This window comes from Allorhizobium sp. Av2, assembly GCF_021462805.2.
Lineage (GTDB): Bacteria > Pseudomonadota > Alphaproteobacteria > Rhizobiales > Rhizobiaceae > Allorhizobium > Allorhizobium vitis_G.
In genome coordinates this window covers 700,769-717,989 of record NZ_CP192697.1, presented here as the reverse complement: position 1 = coordinate 717,989, position 17,221 = coordinate 700,769, and the positions used below count along the sequence as shown (strand labels likewise).

15 protein-coding genes are annotated in these 17,221 nt (G+C 56.7%); 3 read left to right on the top strand and 12 right to left on the bottom strand.

Going from position 1 to position 17,221, the window contains the following annotated elements; genetic code table 11:
- Positions 1-45 precede the first annotated feature (45 nt).
- From FS819_RS21075 to FS819_RS21060, 4 genes are all read right to left on the bottom strand, one after another.
- A complete protein-coding gene (locus tag FS819_RS21075; protein WP_156547508.1) occupies positions 46-1,275 on the bottom strand; it encodes an MFS transporter in 1,230 nt (409 codons plus the stop codon).
- A 503-nt stretch (positions 1,276-1,778) separates the two neighbouring features.
- Positions 1,779-2,519, bottom strand: coding sequence for an IclR family transcriptional regulator (locus FS819_RS21070; protein ID WP_070165409.1), 741 nt, complete (start codon positions 2,517-2,519; stop codon positions 1,779-1,781).
- Between the two features lie 203 nt (positions 2,520-2,722).
- On the bottom strand, positions 2,723-3,247 hold the full coding sequence (locus tag FS819_RS21065) for a sigma-70 family RNA polymerase sigma factor (RefSeq protein ID WP_234624446.1): 525 nt from the start codon (positions 3,245-3,247) through the stop codon (positions 2,723-2,725).
- 179 nt (positions 3,248-3,426) lie between these two features.
- Positions 3,427-3,927, bottom strand: coding sequence for a YciE/YciF ferroxidase family protein (locus FS819_RS21060; RefSeq protein ID WP_070165407.1), 501 nt, complete (start codon positions 3,925-3,927; stop codon positions 3,427-3,429).
- 401 nt (positions 3,928-4,328) lie between these two features.
- Here FS819_RS21060 and FS819_RS21055 point away from each other — a divergent pair, with 401 nt between their 5' ends.
- Positions 4,329-5,375 (top strand): MDR/zinc-dependent alcohol dehydrogenase-like family protein, encoded by a 1,047-nt coding sequence (locus FS819_RS21055; RefSeq protein WP_234624447.1) that lies wholly within the window; start codon positions 4,329-4,331, stop codon positions 5,373-5,375.
- Positions 5,375-6,199, top strand: coding sequence for a Crp/Fnr family transcriptional regulator (locus FS819_RS21050; protein WP_234624448.1), 825 nt, complete (start codon positions 5,375-5,377; stop codon positions 6,197-6,199). The genes FS819_RS21055 and FS819_RS21050 overlap by 1 nt, the downstream gene beginning before the upstream one ends.
- Before the next feature lie 40 nt (positions 6,200-6,239).
- Here the strand turns inward: FS819_RS21050 and FS819_RS21045 are convergent, their stop codons facing one another.
- From FS819_RS21045 to FS819_RS21030, 4 genes are all read right to left on the bottom strand, one after another.
- The gene (locus FS819_RS21045) at positions 6,240-7,322 is read right to left on the bottom strand and encodes a sensor histidine kinase (protein ID WP_234624449.1); all 1,083 of its coding nucleotides are present in this window, start codon (positions 7,320-7,322) and stop codon (positions 6,240-6,242) included.
- A 2-nt stretch (positions 7,323-7,324) separates the two neighbouring features.
- Complete coding sequence (locus tag FS819_RS21040; RefSeq protein ID WP_156547506.1) at positions 7,325-8,767, bottom strand: DUF7125 family protein; 1,443 nt, start codon at positions 8,765-8,767, stop codon at positions 7,325-7,327.
- Positions 8,768-9,081: 314 nt separating this feature from the next.
- Positions 9,082-10,848 (bottom strand): sensor histidine kinase, encoded by a 1,767-nt coding sequence (locus FS819_RS21035; RefSeq protein WP_156547505.1) that lies wholly within the window; start codon positions 10,846-10,848, stop codon positions 9,082-9,084.
- Between the two features lie 531 nt (positions 10,849-11,379).
- Positions 11,380-12,237: an SDR family oxidoreductase gene (locus FS819_RS21030; RefSeq protein ID WP_156547504.1), complete on the bottom strand. Its 858-nt coding sequence runs from the start codon at positions 12,235-12,237 to the stop codon at positions 11,380-11,382.
- Between the two features lie 345 nt (positions 12,238-12,582).
- On the opposite strand from FS819_RS21030, the gene FS819_RS21025 reads away from it, so the two are divergent.
- Positions 12,583-12,729: a DUF1127 domain-containing protein gene (locus FS819_RS21025; RefSeq protein WP_012653926.1), complete on the top strand. Its 147-nt coding sequence runs from the start codon at positions 12,583-12,585 to the stop codon at positions 12,727-12,729.
- 511 nt (positions 12,730-13,240) lie between these two features.
- Here FS819_RS21025 and FS819_RS21020 read toward each other — a convergent pair.
- From FS819_RS21020 to FS819_RS21005, 4 genes are all read right to left on the bottom strand, one after another.
- Positions 13,241-13,933 (bottom strand): spermine/spermidine synthase domain-containing protein, encoded by a 693-nt coding sequence (locus FS819_RS21020; protein ID WP_156629717.1) that lies wholly within the window; start codon positions 13,931-13,933, stop codon positions 13,241-13,243.
- Positions 13,934-14,020: 87 nt separating this feature from the next.
- The gene (locus FS819_RS21015) at positions 14,021-15,115 is read right to left on the bottom strand and encodes an ABC transporter ATP-binding protein (protein WP_156547502.1); all 1,095 of its coding nucleotides are present in this window, start codon (positions 15,113-15,115) and stop codon (positions 14,021-14,023) included.
- Complete coding sequence (locus FS819_RS21010) at positions 15,115-16,185, bottom strand: Gfo/Idh/MocA family protein (RefSeq protein ID WP_156547501.1); 1,071 nt, start codon at positions 16,183-16,185, stop codon at positions 15,115-15,117. Before FS819_RS21010 ends, FS819_RS21015 begins: the two co-directional genes overlap by 1 nt.
- Positions 16,178-17,206, bottom strand: a complete 1,029-nt coding sequence (locus FS819_RS21005; protein WP_156547500.1) for a Gfo/Idh/MocA family protein — start codon at positions 17,204-17,206, stop codon at positions 16,178-16,180. Before FS819_RS21005 ends, FS819_RS21010 begins: the two co-directional genes overlap by 8 nt.
- Between the last annotated feature and the right edge of the window lie 15 nt (positions 17,207-17,221).

Genomic DNA, 17,221 nt, shown 5'->3' with positions numbered 1-17,221 from the left:
TGTGCCACAAAGGATGCAGTAAACCTGCGCCTGGTTCGCTCCGTTTCAATGAAGCCCGACCAATTCCCGCTTAATGGTGACAGGCTCCTTCAACGCCATACCGAATATCGACCAGATGGCGAAGACGCCTGCTCCCAGCAGCGTAAAAGCTGCAAAACCCGCCATTGCACCGATCATTCCGCCAGAGGCAGCGGAGACAGCACCAACCACGAGGGGGCAAATAAACTGGCCGATGAAAAACATCGACGTCCAGATACCGGAAGCCCTGCCCCGATACACATCCGGCAGCCGCGCCATGGTGAAGGCCAAAACCAGAGGCAGCGAAATACCGCAGCCAATATTGTTGATGAACATGCCAACGATTCCACCCATCAATGAAGCCTGGGTATAGAGCAGGATGAAACCGATACCCTGCAACACCATGGCCGCCGACAAGAGCACACCGATGGAGCGCCGCGCCTGAGACCGGAACAACAAGGTCCCGGCGACGACGCCGAAAGAACCAGCAGCGCTGGCAAGACCAAGCACGCTTGGCTCGACAATGCCTCGCTCGGCAAGGAGCAGGGACACATGGACCGGCATCACGTAGAAGAGCATGCCGCAGATCATCGTCAAGACGAGGCAAACGATAAACCGCGTATTGAAAAGCCTGCCTTCAGCCTCCTGCGTATCCGCAGGCATGTCAGCCGGACGGCTCGATGTGGTCGTGCGTGACGGCTCGAACAAGACCATCAGGATAAGCGGAATAAATAGCGCCGTGGCACCATAGACAAGAAACGGCACGCGCCAGCCGTACCCCCCCAGAAATCCTGCCAGGACGAAACAGACGGTTGCGACAAACGAGGCCGACCCGAATTGCAGAGATAGCCAGTGCGCCCGACGTTCGCCGGCAAAATAATCGCAGATCAGGGCCGTCCCTGCCGTCATCACACCCGCTTCGGCGATACCAACAACAACTCTCGATGCGATAATTGTATAAAGGCTATCCAGCCAGGCTGGCATGACGCCGGCAATGGCGTAAAACAGCATCGAATAAAACAACAGTGTCTTGCGACCGATTCTATCGGCAAGTATCCCGGCAAGCGGGGCAAGCAACGCCACGAAAAGGGCTGGTGTGACGAGTGCGATCGGAGCAAGCAGCGACGCATTTGCCACCGAGGAAAAATGCTGGATGATCTGCGGCAAGACCGGCGCGAACAATGTCGATCCGATCGGCGCCAGCCAGGCCATTGAGATGAGTAGTACGCCTTGAGGTATACCGGCGGCTCTTTGCATGTCTCTCCTCCTCCATAAATACCCAGATCTTGAAGACTGGTCCGCAATCCGCACACAGAAAATCGATGCGGGGCAGCCTGCCCTACAATCTGTATTGTTTCGAAATGAGGTTCCGCGAATTCAGGCAATCCATTTCAGCTCACGCAATCGCCTCCAAGCTGACTGGTTGATCAAACTGGATCCACCTCACTTGCAAAAGCTGCAGCGCCGAACGCGTTACCTGTCACACCAAAGATGCTGCACTATTCTCAAATTGATGCCCCCAAAGCCGAGTCCGGCTCCAGGAATTATAAACTTGGACATCAGGCTGAATGCGATGCTGCGACGTGATTTCCTTCCCCTCCCAACGCAATTGCGTCAGGACCTCCTCATTTCTTTGCATATTGAGGAATATCAAATCGCTAGTCAACAAAAATTATTATATTTTGATAATATCGAAAGGATTTCTAATTATGCGTGCATTATTTCGAATATAAGAGGCAAGCACTGCTGATATAAAACTCTCAAAACCACCGGGAATTTAGCTTGTCAGCAAGGATTGAAGAGGCTGGCAACAAAAGCATCGCCAGCCGACGTTCAGTTGAGTCATCGAAATCGCTGGCACGGACGATCAGGCTGAAGCTGGCATTGATTGCCCCTTGCGCGCAGGTGACGGGTACGGAAATACCAACAAGCCCCTGATCCACTTCGCCACGCGTCACTGTAAAGCCGCGCTTGCGGATGGCGGCCAATTCAGACGCAATATCGTCAAACGCCCGGTCCACTCCCTCGGCACCTTTAATGATCTTGCTCAACTTTGCCCGGGGCAATTGCGCCAGAATGGTTTTTGACGTGGCACCCCTCAGCAATGGCATGGGCCTGCCTCGCTCATAACTGGTGGCGATATCGGTGGCGGGGCTACGGTCATCGGCAACGCAAATCACCTGGTCGCGATACAGCCGTGCGATAACCGCGACACAAGGAAACTGAACGGCAGACACAACGTCACGCAACAAAGGCACGCCCTCGCGGATCAGCGGATCGGAAAGGCGAAGACGTCGATCAAATTCGATAAAAACCGCACCAAGGCGATAATGACCTTCCCGGGAAGGATCGAGAAACCCTTGTCCCACCAGTTCGCGGACCGTGCGGTAGACCGTGCTTCCAGGCACATCCAGCCGCTCTGCTATATCCTGTATGGTCCACTCCGACGTCTTCTCGTCGAATAGCCTCAAAATATCGACAAAGCGTCCCAGTCCGGCCATGCTTTTCCTCAGAAAGCTGAAAGAATCCCACTATCAGGCAGTTTCTGACTCGCATTTCAGGCCTGGCAAGTCAATCGCCAGCCTGAAATGCACTCTGAATTCCTGTAAAACCGTGGCACCTGGCCAGCTACCGGCACTCAAACTGTGCCGATAAATTGAGTTCTCCTCGCAAATTGGGGCGCGATTGAAAAATACCGGATCTGTTACGCTAAACTGAAATGCACCGACAGGGCTTTCCGGGCTCGATTGACCCGGCTTTTTACGGTTCCCACCTCGCAACCGCAGGCAAGAGCGGTTTCATCATAACTTGCGCCGCTCGCCACCATCAGCAGGGAACGCCGCGAGGCCTCCGGCAAATCTTGCATGGCCAGACCGAGATCGGCGTATAAAACCACCCATTCCTGTGGTGGCTCCATCACCATGCGCAGGTTCAACTCGTCATCCATTCCCACATGCTCGCGCTTGCGCCTGTTATAGGCCGTATAGAAGGCGTTGCGCATGATTGTGAACAACCAGGATTTCAATGCCGTACCGGCTCGAAACTGGGAGGACGAGTTCAAAGCTCTGAGAATGGTATCCTGAACAAGGTCCTCGATATCGCCATTGGGGCCGACAAGCCGCTTGGCGAAACGTTGCAATGCAGGTAGATGCGCCTCTATTTCCGTGTGAACAGCCGTTGTAAATGCCATCGCGCCGCCGGTGCCAGCGCTGTTCTCGAAAGTTGCCATGAAACAGATCTCCTTCTGCGGGCATCAACGAGCACAGGGCCAGGTTGTTTCTGTACGATACCGCACGAAAGAAATGTGGCGTTTTCCACCAGGGTCCTTTTTTGAAGACAAAAAGGCCGCACACCGGCGGCCTTTCTGGGGAAGAAACCTTTCGCAACGGCGAAAGGTTCGTCCAACGATCACGCTGCCTTGCGTGCGCTTTTCTTGTTGGCGCTACCTTCGCCAAGCGCCGTCAGTTTTTCGTCCGTGGCGATTTCTTCCTTCAGGGTCGCGTCCAACAAGGCGGCGGCCTCCTTCATGCCAAGCTGCAGTGCCCAGGCCTTCAACGTGCCATAGCGGGCAATTTCGTAATGCTCGACTGCCTGCGCCGACGAAATCAAGCCGGCGTCCAGAGCGGGAGACCCCTTGAAATCCTCCATGATTTCTTCGCCTTCGGCGATGATCCCCTGGATTGCCTCACAGGTCTTGCCCCGGGCATTCTTGCCCAGAAGCTCAAAGACCTGTTCCAGCCGTTCGATCTGGCCCTGCGTTTCTTCGCGATGATGAAGAAATGCGTTCCGGCCCTCTTCCGATTGCGCTGCGCGTGCCATTTTCGGCAAGGCTTTCAAGATTTGCTTTTCAGCAAAGTAGATGTCCTTAAGCGTATCCAGGAACAGGTCGTTCAATGTTTTCTCAGCCATTTTTTCCTCCGGGGAATGGTGCAATTCCTTGGCGTCTTTGCTGTGGCTTTCGTCTGGAACTGCGTGAAAAATCGGGAAGCATTTTGAAGGCTTCCATGTAAGCCACCCTTCCCAAACCAGGGTTGCAACCTAAAAGTTCCCCGAAATATCCGGCAGAGAATCCGGCGAGTGAAATGGCGCTGCAAATAGCCGCTCAACGCAATGGCACCGAAATATTCAATAACACCTTCTTTGACAGGACTTGTTTGACCGGATTTGGGAACCCGAGCGGGTTTTCTAAGTTCAATGGGAAACCAGGCACGCCACACCACGCGTCCAGACCAAGACCGCGCCTCGAAGACGAGAGCGTCAAATCCCTTGGTAATTGTCGCAGGCTCGGGCGAATGACAGGAAGGAACCGGATGGACAGGATTTCCGCAGCGTATCGCGAAAAACCGGATACCGATGAGATGAAGGCAGCGGTTGTCACCGGGCCGGAACAGATCAACATCGTATCCCATACTCTGCCGCAACCCGGATGGAGCCAAGTAAGAATCAGGCTGGAGGGCTTTGGCGTCCTTGCTTGCGCCCCTCTCTCTCGTGATAGACAAGCACGTGATAGACAAGGGCGGACGCTGACCTCTGTCGAGCCGATCGGCTTGGATGGCGAAGGATGGGGCGTCATCGACGCGATTGGTCCCAATGTCAGGAGCCTGTCGGTCGGAGACCGGGTTGCGTCACTTGTCTGCACCGCTTATGCCAGCCACCATCTGGCCGATGCAGACAGTGTCATTTCTCTTCCGCCACGTCTGTATGGCATGCCGTTTCCGGGTCAGTCCCTGAGCCGAGCGATGAACATCTTTCGCCGTAGCAACATTAAGGCCGGACAAAGGGTGGCCATTATCGGCATAGATTTTGTCGGCGCCCTTCTCATCCAGCTCGCCTCGAGGGCCAAGGCCCATGTTATTGCCATTTCGCGCCGTCCGACATTCTTGGCGATGGCCAAGAACATGGGAGCGGCAGAGGCGTTTACCATAGACGAGCGTGGTGCGACGGATGATCCCGTGCGGATCATCGAAGCCGTCCATAAGCTCACGGGCGGATATCTTTGCGACCGAGCAATCGACATTACCGGCGAGACCAGGATGATTGCTCTGGCGGATCAACTGACCAACACACAAGGCCGCCTGATCATGGCCGGTCGCCAACAGGACGACCCCGGCGAAGGCGTGTCGCAGTTGTGGAAAGCGCGCGGAGCAACGATAATCCAGACAGATGAAGGCAATGCAGAAATCGGTTCAGAAATCTGCGTCGATGGCATGCTTGAAGCGGTGGCGGCAATCATGGACGGACGGCTCGATCCCACCCCCCTTTATACCCATCGCTACCGACTAGAGGAGTTGGGTCAGGCGCTGATCGACACCCATGACCAACCGGATGGATTTATGAAAGCACTGGTGATCTATTGATGAATGACAGAATTTTGAAAAATGGCCGCGCAGCTGAGGATCGCGCTGTTTCAATCTTGCCGATCCTTGCCCCTAACCATAGTGCACGAACTGGTACGGAGACAGACACGCCTGTGCGTAATCGTCTTCTGGGCCTGCTGGCGCCGGATGATCTCGCCGCCATCGCGCCCGCTCTCGAGCCTGTCAATTTACCGCAAGGGCTGGTCTTGTCGCAGCCTCACGACATCGACCAATACTGTTACTTCCCTGTTTCGGGCGTCGGCTCGACGGTAATCGTTTCTCCGGTTGGCAACCAGAGCGAGGTCGGACTGTTTGGCCGTGAAGGCATGTCGCCGGCCTCTGCCTTGCTGGACAGCGATCGCAATCCCTGCCGGGTGATCATGCAGGTCGCAGGCACTGGGTTGCGCCTGGAAACACGCCGATTGGTTGACCTGATGGATAGCAGGCCATCCATGCGCCGCCTGCTGCTGCGATGGGCCTATGTGGTCAATATGCAAATGGCTTTCACTGCCCAGTCAAACGCCATTCACTCTATCGATAAACGGTTGGCGCGCTGGATCCTGATGTGCCATGACCGGCTGGATGGGGATGAATTATCGCTGACCCATGAATTTCTGTCGATCATGCTGGCCGTGCGGCGCTCGAGCGTCACCGCCTCCTTGCATGTGTTGGAAGGCGAAAGATTGATTTATGCGGAACGCAAGGCAATCCGCATTCGAGACAGAGCAGGTCTCGAAGCCTTTGCCGCCGATGCCTATGGCCCCGTGGAACAGGAGTATCAACGGCTATTGGGGCCAATGAGAGATCCGCCGCTTGAGGTTTGACGGAGAGCATATCGGCGACACTGCGAAACGCCGATATGCTTTAACGGGAGACTGAAGCAGGCGAGATCCGCGCAAAGGGTCCGGCCGCGCTGCAAACCAGACCATCCTCGGCAAACTGGATATCGGGCGTTGCTGCAAACAGCGATGAAAGGGCGGAGGTAACATAGCGCGTCCCATAGCCTTGCCGAGCCGGTGTGCGGACAGGCGGCCCATTGCTCTCCTGCCAATGGAAGTGGAAGGTCGGCTTCTCAGCGCTATCAACAGCCCAGCGAAGGGAAACACGTCCCTCCGGGACAGACAGGGCGCCATATTTGATCGCATTGGTGATCAATTCATGCAGGCAAAGCGCCAGCGTCGTTCCGGCTTCGCGACTGACAAGTAGATCGCTGCCATCGACAGCAATCCGCTCGGTGCCATAGGGTGAGACGATCAGATCGACCACAGCCGACAGCGACACATCCTCGCCCCCTGCCTCGAAAACTGCGGTATGGACATTGGACAGCGCCAGCAGCCGCCCATTGAAATCCGTCGCAAGATCGTCAAGGCTTTCGGCACCGCGCCGTGTCATGCGAAAGATCGATGTCACCGTGGCCAGGATATTCTTGACCCGGTGATTGAGCTCGGCCCGTAGTTCCCGCTCACGCTCGATGGAATCGCGCACCTGCCGCTGGCGTAAGCGCACCAGCAGGTTGGACTGGATACCGCTGACCAGTTCCAGCGGCGCCACGGGACGTGTGTAGAACAAAAGCCGCGCCCCCGGCCAGGCAGAAAGCAATTGGCTGCGGATGCGTGTCAGGGGTGCGCCCCGCTCCAACAGAACGATGATCGGCACTTCAGACCAGTTCGGTTGCCGGTCGAGATGCTCGGCAGTCAGGGCGACAATCTGCGGCGTCAGAGCCTCATGCGAAACAATCACAATCCCCGGTGAAGCGTCCAGCAATAGGGCGAAGCCCTTGGCCTCCGTTACCGCCCGCACCTCGATCAGATGTTCGCGCAAAAGCGCGCCGACATAATCGGCATCCTTGCGAAAGGGTGCGCAGACGAGCACCCAATCTAGTTCCTCTTGGGCCAATTCCGCTTGAGCCAATTCCTGTTGGGCAAGCTCCTCCTGGGGTAATGGCACTGTCATTTCGGATCAGGAAGCGGGTTATAGGAAACGACGCTGACACTACCGCTTTCGATCAGCAACTCCCGGACATCCAGATCATGGGGACCATGGCGCTTCTTGACCACGGTGATGCTGCGCCGCAGCCGGCCCTCATGCTCCATGATTCTCAAGAGAAGCACCGTATCGCCGAGGAAACTGACATCGACGTCAATGCCGACATTCTGGCCCAAAAGCCCATGCTGTGCGACGATCAACATGGTGAGGACACCGGATCGCGCTAGATATTTCAGCAGGGACTGGATATCCCGCACTGCCTTTTCTCGATGCGGCAATGAATTCAGATAGCCCGTCAGGCTGTCGATGACCACGACACGCACCTTGTTCTGCACGACAGCATCCTGGACGATCTGACCGAACTCGCCGGGCGAGACTTCATTCGGGTTGAAATCGCGCAGGATCAGTTTGCCATCCTTGTGGAACTGCCGCAATTGCATGCCGAGGCCTTCAGACCGGCGGAAAAACGTTTCCAACCGTTCCTCAAACAGGAAGAGAGCGACGCTTTCACCGCGCTCAAGGGCTGCCGTAGCATAGAGCGACGACATGGTGGATTTGCCCGTACCGGCCTGACCGATCACCAGGGTGGTCGTTCCCGCTTCCTGGCCGCCGCCGAACATGTCGTCCAACTCGCTCACACCGGATTTGATCAATTGTGGCTTGGTCGCCTCTGTCGCCGTGCTGGGCATGATGCGCGGAAACACGACAACGCCGGCGCCCTCGCGGATCGCCATGTCATGATAACCATCGGCAATCGGCACGCCGCGCATTTTCGACACCTCGATCCGGCGCCGAACACCGCCATATTCTTCCAGCGACTTGTCGAAACGGATGACGCCATGGGCCAGACCTTCGACCTCCTCGCCACTGCGGTCGAGACCGGGCGATTGAGTGTCGAGAAGCAGCGCCACAACCTTTCGCTTCGACAGGAAGGACTTGAAGCCGATCAATTCCCGGCGGAAACGCGGGGAGTCGCCCGTGATAAGCCGAATTTCCAGCAGCGAATCATAAACCAGACGCTGCGGCTTATGCTCATCGATAGCAGCCTCTATCGCCTTGCGGGTTTCATCGAGCCGCAGGTCGGCGGTCATGAAAATGCTCTGCTCGTCGGCCTCGTCGATACTGCCCGACGTCGACAGTTCCTCGACATGAATACCATCCAGCGTCCAGCCATGGGAAACCGCAATAGAGCGCAATTCGGCAGCACTTTGGGACAGCGTCACATAAAGACAGCTCTCGCCCGCTTCAACACCGGCCCGCAGGAACTGTATGGCTGCGGTGGTTTTACCCGATCCGGGAGCGCCTTGAAGCATGAACAGGTTCGGTAAGGGCAATCCGCCGCGAAGAATTTCGTCCAGTCCTGCGATGCCGGTACTGGCAACCGCAGTTTTTTTGCGTGGTGGCATATCTGTCTTCCATGACCATGCAGGCAAATGCATCGTTCAAAAGAGGGGGAATAATAGCTCGATGCCGCATAATTCCTTTAACCCGGGACGATTGCGGGAATTCTACGGCAGGATTTTTTAGCTTTAAGTCAATGTCCACCCAGATCCAAACCCGCCCTCAATGAGCGAGGTAGGAACTTTATATTTGTCTTGCGCAAAATTTCAATAAAATCCGCAAAATCGGCCAATGAGGAGAACCAGATCAAGGAAACAACCTTCCCCGCTTGGGCGATCATTCAGGACGAACCATCCCTCAGGCAGGCGCAGGCCGCTGTTCAAGCCTCCAAGCCGGCGAGGGTCTGCGGCTTACCTAGAGCATCAGATTGCGTTGTCTCGGACTGCCCTGGCCTCTGCGACATCAAACCCGAGTGGACCACCGCGAAGGAAAGATGGAAACGAAGACCATCGGGCCGGAAATCGCTGCTGATCCTGGGAGACAGGCTGCGAGGGAAAGCACTGCGGATCAGCCGCGACCCAAATCCTTCGAAGCCGGCCCCTTTGAGACCAGAGGCTTGGGGACCAGAGCCTAGAAGCGTGGGATCAACAACCGGCGGTCCGTCTACTTCCCGCCATTCCAGCTCGATCCGATCCTGCTCTTGCCGCCATTCTACCTTGACGCGTCCATCGGGTTCGCGAAGAGCCCCGTATTTCACAGCATTTGTGGCAAGTTCGTGCGCGATCAGCGATAGCGCGACAGCAGCCTCCGGCGGCAGGGTGCAGGGTGCCCCCTGGAGAACGATCCGCCTGTCGCCCTCGCTATCGAAGGGCTGAAGCGCCCGCTCAAGAACATCGCGCAAACCGGCGCTTTTCCAGTCTTCCGACAGAAGGATATCATAGGCTCCCGCAAGGGCTGCAACACGCCGGGCAAAAACGCCATTTTCCTGGGAGCGATCCTTGAATGTCTGCCTTGCGATGGCCTGGATCATCGCCATCGTGTTCTTGACGCGATGCGCCAATTCTCTGGCCACAAGTTTACGGTTTTCTTCAGCGCGCGCCGCCTCGCATCGGCGCGCTTCCAATTCGTCTAGAAGACTATCGACCGTGGCCCCAACCTGTCCCAATTCGCTGGAGCGCCCCGTCATCCCGGTTCTGGCCGCGAGATCCCCTTGGCGCCATCGCTGAAGAACGGCAACGATGTGAGTGATCGGGCCAAGGATGAAACGATTTCCGATCAAAAACGCTGCCAGGAGAGCGAGACCTGCGCCCACCGCGATCATCGCCAGTCCCAAGAGAGAAGCCCGGTCAATCGGCGCGAATGCCTGGTCCGCCGAAAAGCCGGCACTGACATAAAATGGATTGTCGGCTGAAACGGGAACATAACCCATAATCCGGCGTAGCCCGTCCTGACCGACAAGCTCCGTCGTACCTGGCTGTTGGGCTTGAACCAGCGTGTCATAGGGGGGCGGAATCTGAGTGCCAACGAATTTTTCAGGCCCTGGGTTGCGGGCAAGCACGATACCGTTGCGGTCGGCAATGGTAATCCATCCGCCCGGCGGAAGGCCGCGCTGAACGATGCGCTGTTCCAGCCACTCAAGATGCACCGCCGTGGCCAGCACGCCAATTGTCTCGGAGCCTTGCTTGATGGCCAGCGCCATTGGCACGATTGGTGCATTCGAGATCCGACTGACCGTGTAATCGCCAATCGATAAAGCATCGGAACGAAGGGCTTGCTGAACATAGTCCCGATCGCTGAAGTCGCTGCCGACCTCCCAGCCCATATTGTCGCAAACCAGTTTACCGTTGCGATCGAGAACCACGATATTGCGGACCTGCGTCACCCTGGCGGCAACAGATTTCAGGACGTCGGTACAGGCCTGTTTATCCTGTCCGGCAACCGCCGGAATAACAGCGGTGGCAATCAGCAGGGCTTTGACGCCCTCCACGACGCTTTTCACCTCGGACGCCGCCTGTCGGGCAGTTTCGAATACCTGACGATGAACTTCGCCGTAGCGTTCCGAACGCGCGCTTACTTCGTTGTAAACCAGCATTCCCAATGCCGGAGACAACGCCGTCAAGACCACCGCGACCAGTCTCTTTTTCACGCCATCCCTCCCCACCCGCAAGAGATCAAGTCGCTTTCCGGTCCTTGCTTCACACCAGGGCCGCTCCGCCCAAAGGCCCGTTCGCAAAAAAGCCTAGTGAACCTGCACAAACGGCGTTCCTCCAAGACACGACCGCTTCAAGCATCCCACAGGACGCACAGAACCCGTCACCCCGATTTATACCCGCTGCACGGTTTTCTTCTCAAGTCTTTCAGCCCAAGGAATCAGGCCGCAGTTTATCGGGTATTCCTGCCGCGACAATAGAGGGTCAGTGCATTTCCGTCATCCCGCCACAAGAGGGCGATCCGCCGTTAATAGCCCCCCCAAAACGACGCTCGGCCAGGCTCAATCTGAACCTGACCGATGAAAGCGACTCTTGTTTTCGTTTGTCTTTACCAGGAAACCTGACTTCAACTCACCCCACGACTGCTAGAGCATCGGACCGAAAATTGGAATCGGAACGATGCTCTAAGTTTTTGTTTGCGCATCGTATTCATACGAAAACCGGTTCTTAACTTTCGGTCCGATGCTCTAGAGAATAGGCTTGCCACCGGTGACCGCGATGGTGGCCCCGGAAACATAGCTCGAAAGCGGGTCGGCCAGCATCACATAGGCCGTTGCAAGCTCCGCCGGTTGGCCGGGTCGTTTCATCGGCACTTGTTCACCAAAGCTCGAGACCCGTTCCGGCGGCATGGTGGACGGGATGAGTGGCGTCCAGATCGGGCCGGGCGCAACAGTGTTGGCGCGGATGCCCTCTTCCGCCAGAAGCTGGGCAAGACCCGCCGTGAAATTCTGGATGGCACCCTTGGTCGTGGCATAGGCCAGTAATGTGGGGCTCGGCGTATCGGCATTGATCGAGGCGGTATTGATAATCGCCGAACCGGGCTTCATGTGCTTGACGGCTGCTTTGGTCAGATAGAACATCGCATGGATATTGACCCTGAACGTCAATTCCCATTCTTCATCGCTGATATCCTCGATCTGCTCAAAGGTCTTTTGATGGGCGGCGTTGTTGACGAGAATATCAATACCACCAAGCTCGGCAACCGCCTTGTCTATGATGAGGCGGCAATGGTCGGCCTTTTGCAAGTCGCCCGCCACCAGCACGGCCTTGCGCCCCGCGTCTTCCACAAGACGCCTGGTTTCCTCGGCATCCTCATGTTCGCTGAGATAGGAGATCAGCACATCGGCACCCTCACGGGCATAGGCCAGGGCCACAGCCCGCCCGATGCCACTATCAGCGCCTGTTATCACCGCCTTCTTGCCAGCAAGCCGCCCCGAACCCTTATAGGTCGCTTCGCCATGATCCGGCACGGGGTCCATGTCGCGGGTCAGTCCCGGAATAGACTGTTGTTGTTTGGAAAAGGGTGGCGTCGGTTTATCGATCATCGGATTACCTCTCATTTCAAAACATCACTGCTGGATAGTCGAGCGCGCGGATCAAAGCCGCCCTCTCAAAACCCCACAGTTTAAAAACAAAGCGAGAGCGCCACCGTTCCGAGTTTTAATATTTCGTGACCTGAATAAACGAGATGGGTATTGGCTATGGAAGATAGCGGACCGCAAATTTTCAAAGGCGATCACCACCGCTTACTCATGCATTTGGCGCATGGGTGGCGTGAGACCTTGTCTCTGTTAGGAAGGCGAGAGAACGCCTATATTCCAAACATCGAAACGACGCCGGAACCGAAGCAAGGTTGCTGACGTCAGACAGGCCTCAGAAAGGGCATTATCATGAACGTAGCACGCTCCCTGAACAACTGGCGCAAGTATCGTCAGACCGTTTCCGAACTTGGCCGCATGACCAGCCGCGAGTTGCAGGATCTTGGCATTGAACGTAGCGACATCCGTCGCGTTGCCCGGGCCTCCGTTGCCGGCTGAGTGATATCGACATTGCTGTTTGAACGACGCCCGCCGATGACGCGGGCGTTTTTGCGTCTGGGAAATCCTATACGCAAAACGAGCCGGTTTGGATCTCAAGTCACCCCAAAATAGCCATGCATTAAGCGCATATCTGCACTGCAACAAAATGACTATGAATTGGGCATTTGTTGCGTATTATCTATTTCAACGAAGCGATGCATCCTCCTCCCGCAAAGCTTCGTGTCTCGGACAACCCACTCCTCCTCCCTAGGGGCGTCCGATGGAACGGTGGCACTCCTCCTCCCAGCCGCTGTTCACTTTTTTAAAAAGCCTGCCGCACATCCTCCCGCGGCAGGCTTTTTTTGTTTCTTCGCTTCAATTCAAGATTTTTCGCTCGATTGATTGAAAGTGCCAATGATCTCTATCAATTGGCATCTATTGCATAATTCTTTAAACCGGAATCGGTTTAAAGAGAAAATTATGCAACAAATATAAGGAGCTACAGCGCCGTCTCAGCCCTCTGATGAACTCACCCGTTGACCGCCATCCACAACAGATGGCGCGCCCCGCCGCGTTTGCCGTTGGCGCGCACCTGGACTTCTTCGGTAACAAATCCTGCCTCCCGCAACCTGCGGGTAAAGGCGGCATCCGGGGCAGAAGACCAGACGGCCAGCACGCCTTTTGGCCGCAAGGCAGCTTTTGCGGCACGCAGTCCGGCGGCATTGTAGAGACTGTCATTGGAGGCCCGGGTCAATCCGTCCGGACCATTATCGACATCGAGCAGAATGGCGTCATAGTCCGCATGCTTTGAGCGAATCAGCGCGCCGACATCGCCGATATGAATATCGACACGCGGATCATCGAGACTGCCCTTATGAACTTCCGCCATCGGCCCACGCGCCCAGGCAACCACAGCCGGAACCAATTCGGCAACGGTAACACGGGCATCGGCTTGCAACACACTGAGGGCGGCACGCAGGGTAAACCCCATACCAAGTCCGCCGATCAATAGGCTGGGCTTCTCGCAGCCCCCGATCTTCTCGCAGGCCCCTATCTTTTCACAGGCAAGCGTTGCCAGCGCCTCTTCCGAGCCGCTCAACCGGCTGTTCATCAGCTCGTTGGCACCAAGCATGATCGAGAATTCCTGGCCGCGCTGCTTCAGGCGCAGATCGCCGCCGCCATCGGGAATGGCTGCACTGTCAAGCTGTATCCAGGGAAGCATCGGGCGTCTCTTTATCCTTTAAAAGCCGCCCAATAACATAGCCACGCTCGCCAACCAAGACGCAAAGCCTTTGCACTGCTGCCCTGCCTATCGGTTCACACCGCCATTTACCCGGTTTCCGGCATCGTCAAACAGATAGCAGCGTTTCGAGTCGATATGGATCGTCACCTTCTCGCCCTTGCGGATCGCCTGCTGGTCTTCCATCACCATGGCAATCGACTGACCGTCCTGCATGGACAGATAAAGGATGGTCTGCCCGCCCAGATGCTCAACCAGATCGACATGCGCCTCGCCAAGGGTAATTTCGGCCGGACGCAGGCTGAGATGTTCGGGCCGGACCCCGACGCTAACCTTTTGCCCGACCTGCGCGCCGGGGCTTGTCCGAGCGAGATCGACCGGCTTGCCATTCAACTCGACGGCGGTTCGGTCTCCGGCTTCCACCAGGCGGGTATCGATGAAATTCATTCGGGGCGAGCCGATGAAGCCCGCGACGAATTTGTTTTTCGGATTGTTGTAGAGATCAAGCGGCGCGCCAACCTGTTCAATATAACCGCCTTTCAGCACCACAATCGTATCGGCCATGGTCATGGCTTCAACCTGATCGTGGGTCACATAGATCATAGTATTGCCCAGGCTCTGATGGAGCTTGGCGATCTCGACACGCATCTGCACCCGCAATTCGGCATCGAGGTTGGATAAGGGTTCATCGAACAGAAAGATATTTGGCTCGCGGACGATGGCGCGCCCGATGGCGACGCGCTGGCGCTGGCCACCGGACAAAGCCTTGGGCTTGCGCCCCAGCAACGGCTGGATCTGCAAGATATCGGCGGCCCGCTGGACGCGCGGCTCGATATCCTTCTTTTTCATGCCCGATGTTTCCAGACCGAAGGCCAGGTTTTTATAGACCGTCATGTGTGGATAGAGCGCATAAGACTGAAAGACCATGGCAATGCCGCGCTTGGCCGCCGGCACTTCGTTCATCCTTTGCCCATCCAGCAGCAGAGTGCCGCCGGAAATCGGCTCAAGCCCAGCGATCATCCGCAACAGCGTGGATTTTCCGCAGCCAGACGGGCCAACAAACACCACGAATTCTCCCGGCGTGATCTCGAGATCCACACCATGGATCACTTCAAGCGCGCCATATCGTTTGAAGACCTTTTGCAGGGTGACGCTTGTCGCCATCAGTTCTGCCTCCAGCTGTCGTAATAGGCATTGTCACTGCCAACAGGGAAATGCACCTCCTGCTTATGTTTGGCGCTCCAATAGCAGGCGGTGAGGAATTCCAGCGAACGGCGAGCATCTTCCGTGGTGACCGGCGTCGGCGTGTCATAGACCAGGCAGGCATGGAAAGCCTGCATCTGGCCGGAAAACAGCTGGGCCATCGGCACCCAACCCTCAAGCAGCGCGTCAATCTTCTGCCCGACATCAGGATTGGCGGGAATGATCCGCCAGGGATCGCCACCGGGATGGTAAGGCGCATGGCTGCTCTCGAAGGTCACGTGTTCAAAGCACAGCTTCAGCCGTGAGGTTTCCTCCGCCGAACCCAGCGTGGCCGACACGGTTGCCAGGGCGCCGCTTTTCATTTCCAGGCTGAGGCTGACGCAATCCTCCACTTCAATCGGATTGACGCGGGTGGCGACGCGGGCATAGAGCGAGGCCACCGGACCCAGAAGATAGCTCAACATATCGTTGATATGAATGGCATGGGTCATCAGCACACCACCCAGTTCCGTCGCCCATTTGCCCCGCCACGGCACGGCATAATAGTCCGACAGCCGTGTCCAGTGGGTTTCTGACGTAGCAATATAGGCTTTACCCGCCAGACCGGCCTCGATGATCCGGCGCGCCTTGTGGACGCCGTCGCCGTAACGGTACTGGAAAATCGGCATCAACCGGCCTTTGGCGGTCTTCTCATGGATCATCAACCGGTCGATTTCCGCAAGCGAGCCGACAAGCGGCTTTTCGCAGATCACATGCTTGCCCGCATCCAACGCCTTAAAGATCAGGTCGTAATGGGTGGACGGCGGCGTGCAGATATCGACTATGTCGATGGACGGATCGTTGAGCACGGCGTCGAAATCGTCGGTCCGGCCATCAACGGAAAATTCCTCGCCAAACTGCGCCAGACGGGCAGGATCGAGATCGCAGATCGTTGCGACCTTGAACAGATCCGCGTTCGGCATATAGCCCTCGCGGATATGACGGGCGCCGATGCCAAGGCCAATGACGGCAACGTTAAAGATCTTAGACATTGCCAGCGCCCTTCTGCTTTGCCGCATCCGCGAAAGCCTGGGCTTTCAGCGCCAGTTCCATGGCCTTGAAGCAATGCTCCTGCCCCATGGCGGTCTCAGTCCTGTCGCGGATATCGGCCAGCAATTGCCGACCATAGGGCCGCTCGGTTTTGCTGCAATCGATATAGCGCGTGCCGGTTTTGTCGGTCAGGAACAGATGGTCGGCACCGGGGCGGCCCTCGATATCGAGGTATTTCCGAAGCTCGATCGTGCCTTCCGTGCCAACAATGAACAGCCGTCCATCACCCCAGGTCGGCAAGCCATCGGGGGTGAACCAATCTACCCTGATATAGCCGGTGGCCTTGCCGGTGGTCAGGTGAATATCGCCGTAATCCTCAAGGCCGGGCGTGTCGGGATTGGCGCGGTTGGCGGTGCTGGCCGACAGGATTTGCGCATCCTTGGCGCCGGTGAAAAACAGGAATTGTTCACATTGGTGCGAGGCGATGTCGATCAGCACGCCGCCATAGTGCGCCCGGTCGAAAAACCAATTGGGCCGGTGTGGCTTGCGCAGCCGATGCGGACCAAGGCCGGTCGTGTGGATCACCTCGCCGATCATTCCGGCCTTGACCAGATTGCCTGCCTCCACTGTGCAGGCCGTCTCGAAATGTTCGGAATAGAGGATGGAAACGATCCGCTTCGTTTCCGCCTGGACCTTTCGCACCGCTTCCAATTGCTCAAACGTCGTCATGCCCGGCTTGTCCAGCATCACATCCTTACCATGACGCATGGCGGCAATAGCGATCTCGGCGCGGTTGGCGGGAATGGCTGCCGACAGGATCAGGACAATCGATGGATCTTCAAGGATCTGTCTGCGGTCAGCAACGCGGCGCGCCTGTGGGTAGCGTGCGGCAAAAGCCTGGGCCAATTCATCTTCTTCAGCAAAAAACGTCGAAAACTCAGCTCCGGCGTCCAGCATGAAAGCGATCTGGCCGAAAATATGATCGTGATTGATGCCGATAACGGCAAAACGCAAGGCACTCATCGTCGCAAGCTCCTA

Bases quoted from the DNA above. Each gene is read 5' to 3' on its own strand.
- FS819_RS21075 (WP_156547508.1), bottom strand. From the start codon at position 1,275: ATGCAAAGAGCCGCCGGTATACCTCAAGGCGTACTACTCATCTCAATG.
- FS819_RS21055 (WP_234624447.1), top strand. From the start codon at position 4,329: ATGGACAGGATTTCCGCAGCGTATCGCGAAAAACCGGATACCGATGAG.
- FS819_RS21015 (WP_156547502.1), bottom strand. From the start codon at position 15,115: ATGGCGACAAGCGTCACCCTGCAAAAGGTCTTCAAACGATATGGCGCG.
- FS819_RS21010 (WP_156547501.1), bottom strand. From the start codon at position 16,185: ATGTCTAAGATCTTTAACGTTGCCGTCATTGGCCTTGGCATCGGCGCC.
- FS819_RS21065 (WP_234624446.1), bottom strand. From the start codon at position 3,247: ATGGCAACTTTCGAGAACAGCGCTGGCACCGGCGGCGCGATGGCATTT.
- FS819_RS21030 (WP_156547504.1), bottom strand. From the start codon at position 12,237: ATGATCGATAAACCGACGCCACCCTTTTCCAAACAACAACAGTCTATT.
- FS819_RS21050 (WP_234624448.1), top strand. From the start codon at position 5,375: ATGAATGACAGAATTTTGAAAAATGGCCGCGCAGCTGAGGATCGCGCT.
- FS819_RS21020 (WP_156629717.1), bottom strand. From the start codon at position 13,933: ATGCTTCCCTGGATACAGCTTGACAGTGCAGCCATTCCCGATGGCGGC.
- FS819_RS21060 (WP_070165407.1), bottom strand. From the start codon at position 3,927: ATGGCTGAGAAAACATTGAACGACCTGTTCCTGGATACGCTTAAGGAC.
- FS819_RS21005 (WP_156547500.1), bottom strand. From the start codon at position 17,206: ATGAGTGCCTTGCGTTTTGCCGTTATCGGCATCAATCACGATCATATT.
- FS819_RS21070 (WP_070165409.1), bottom strand. From the start codon at position 2,519: ATGGCCGGACTGGGACGCTTTGTCGATATTTTGAGGCTATTCGACGAG.
- FS819_RS21040 (WP_156547506.1), bottom strand. From the start codon at position 8,767: ATGCCACCACGCAAAAAAACTGCGGTTGCCAGTACCGGCATCGCAGGA.
- FS819_RS21025 (WP_012653926.1), top strand. From the start codon at position 12,583: ATGAACGTAGCACGCTCCCTGAACAACTGGCGCAAGTATCGTCAGACC.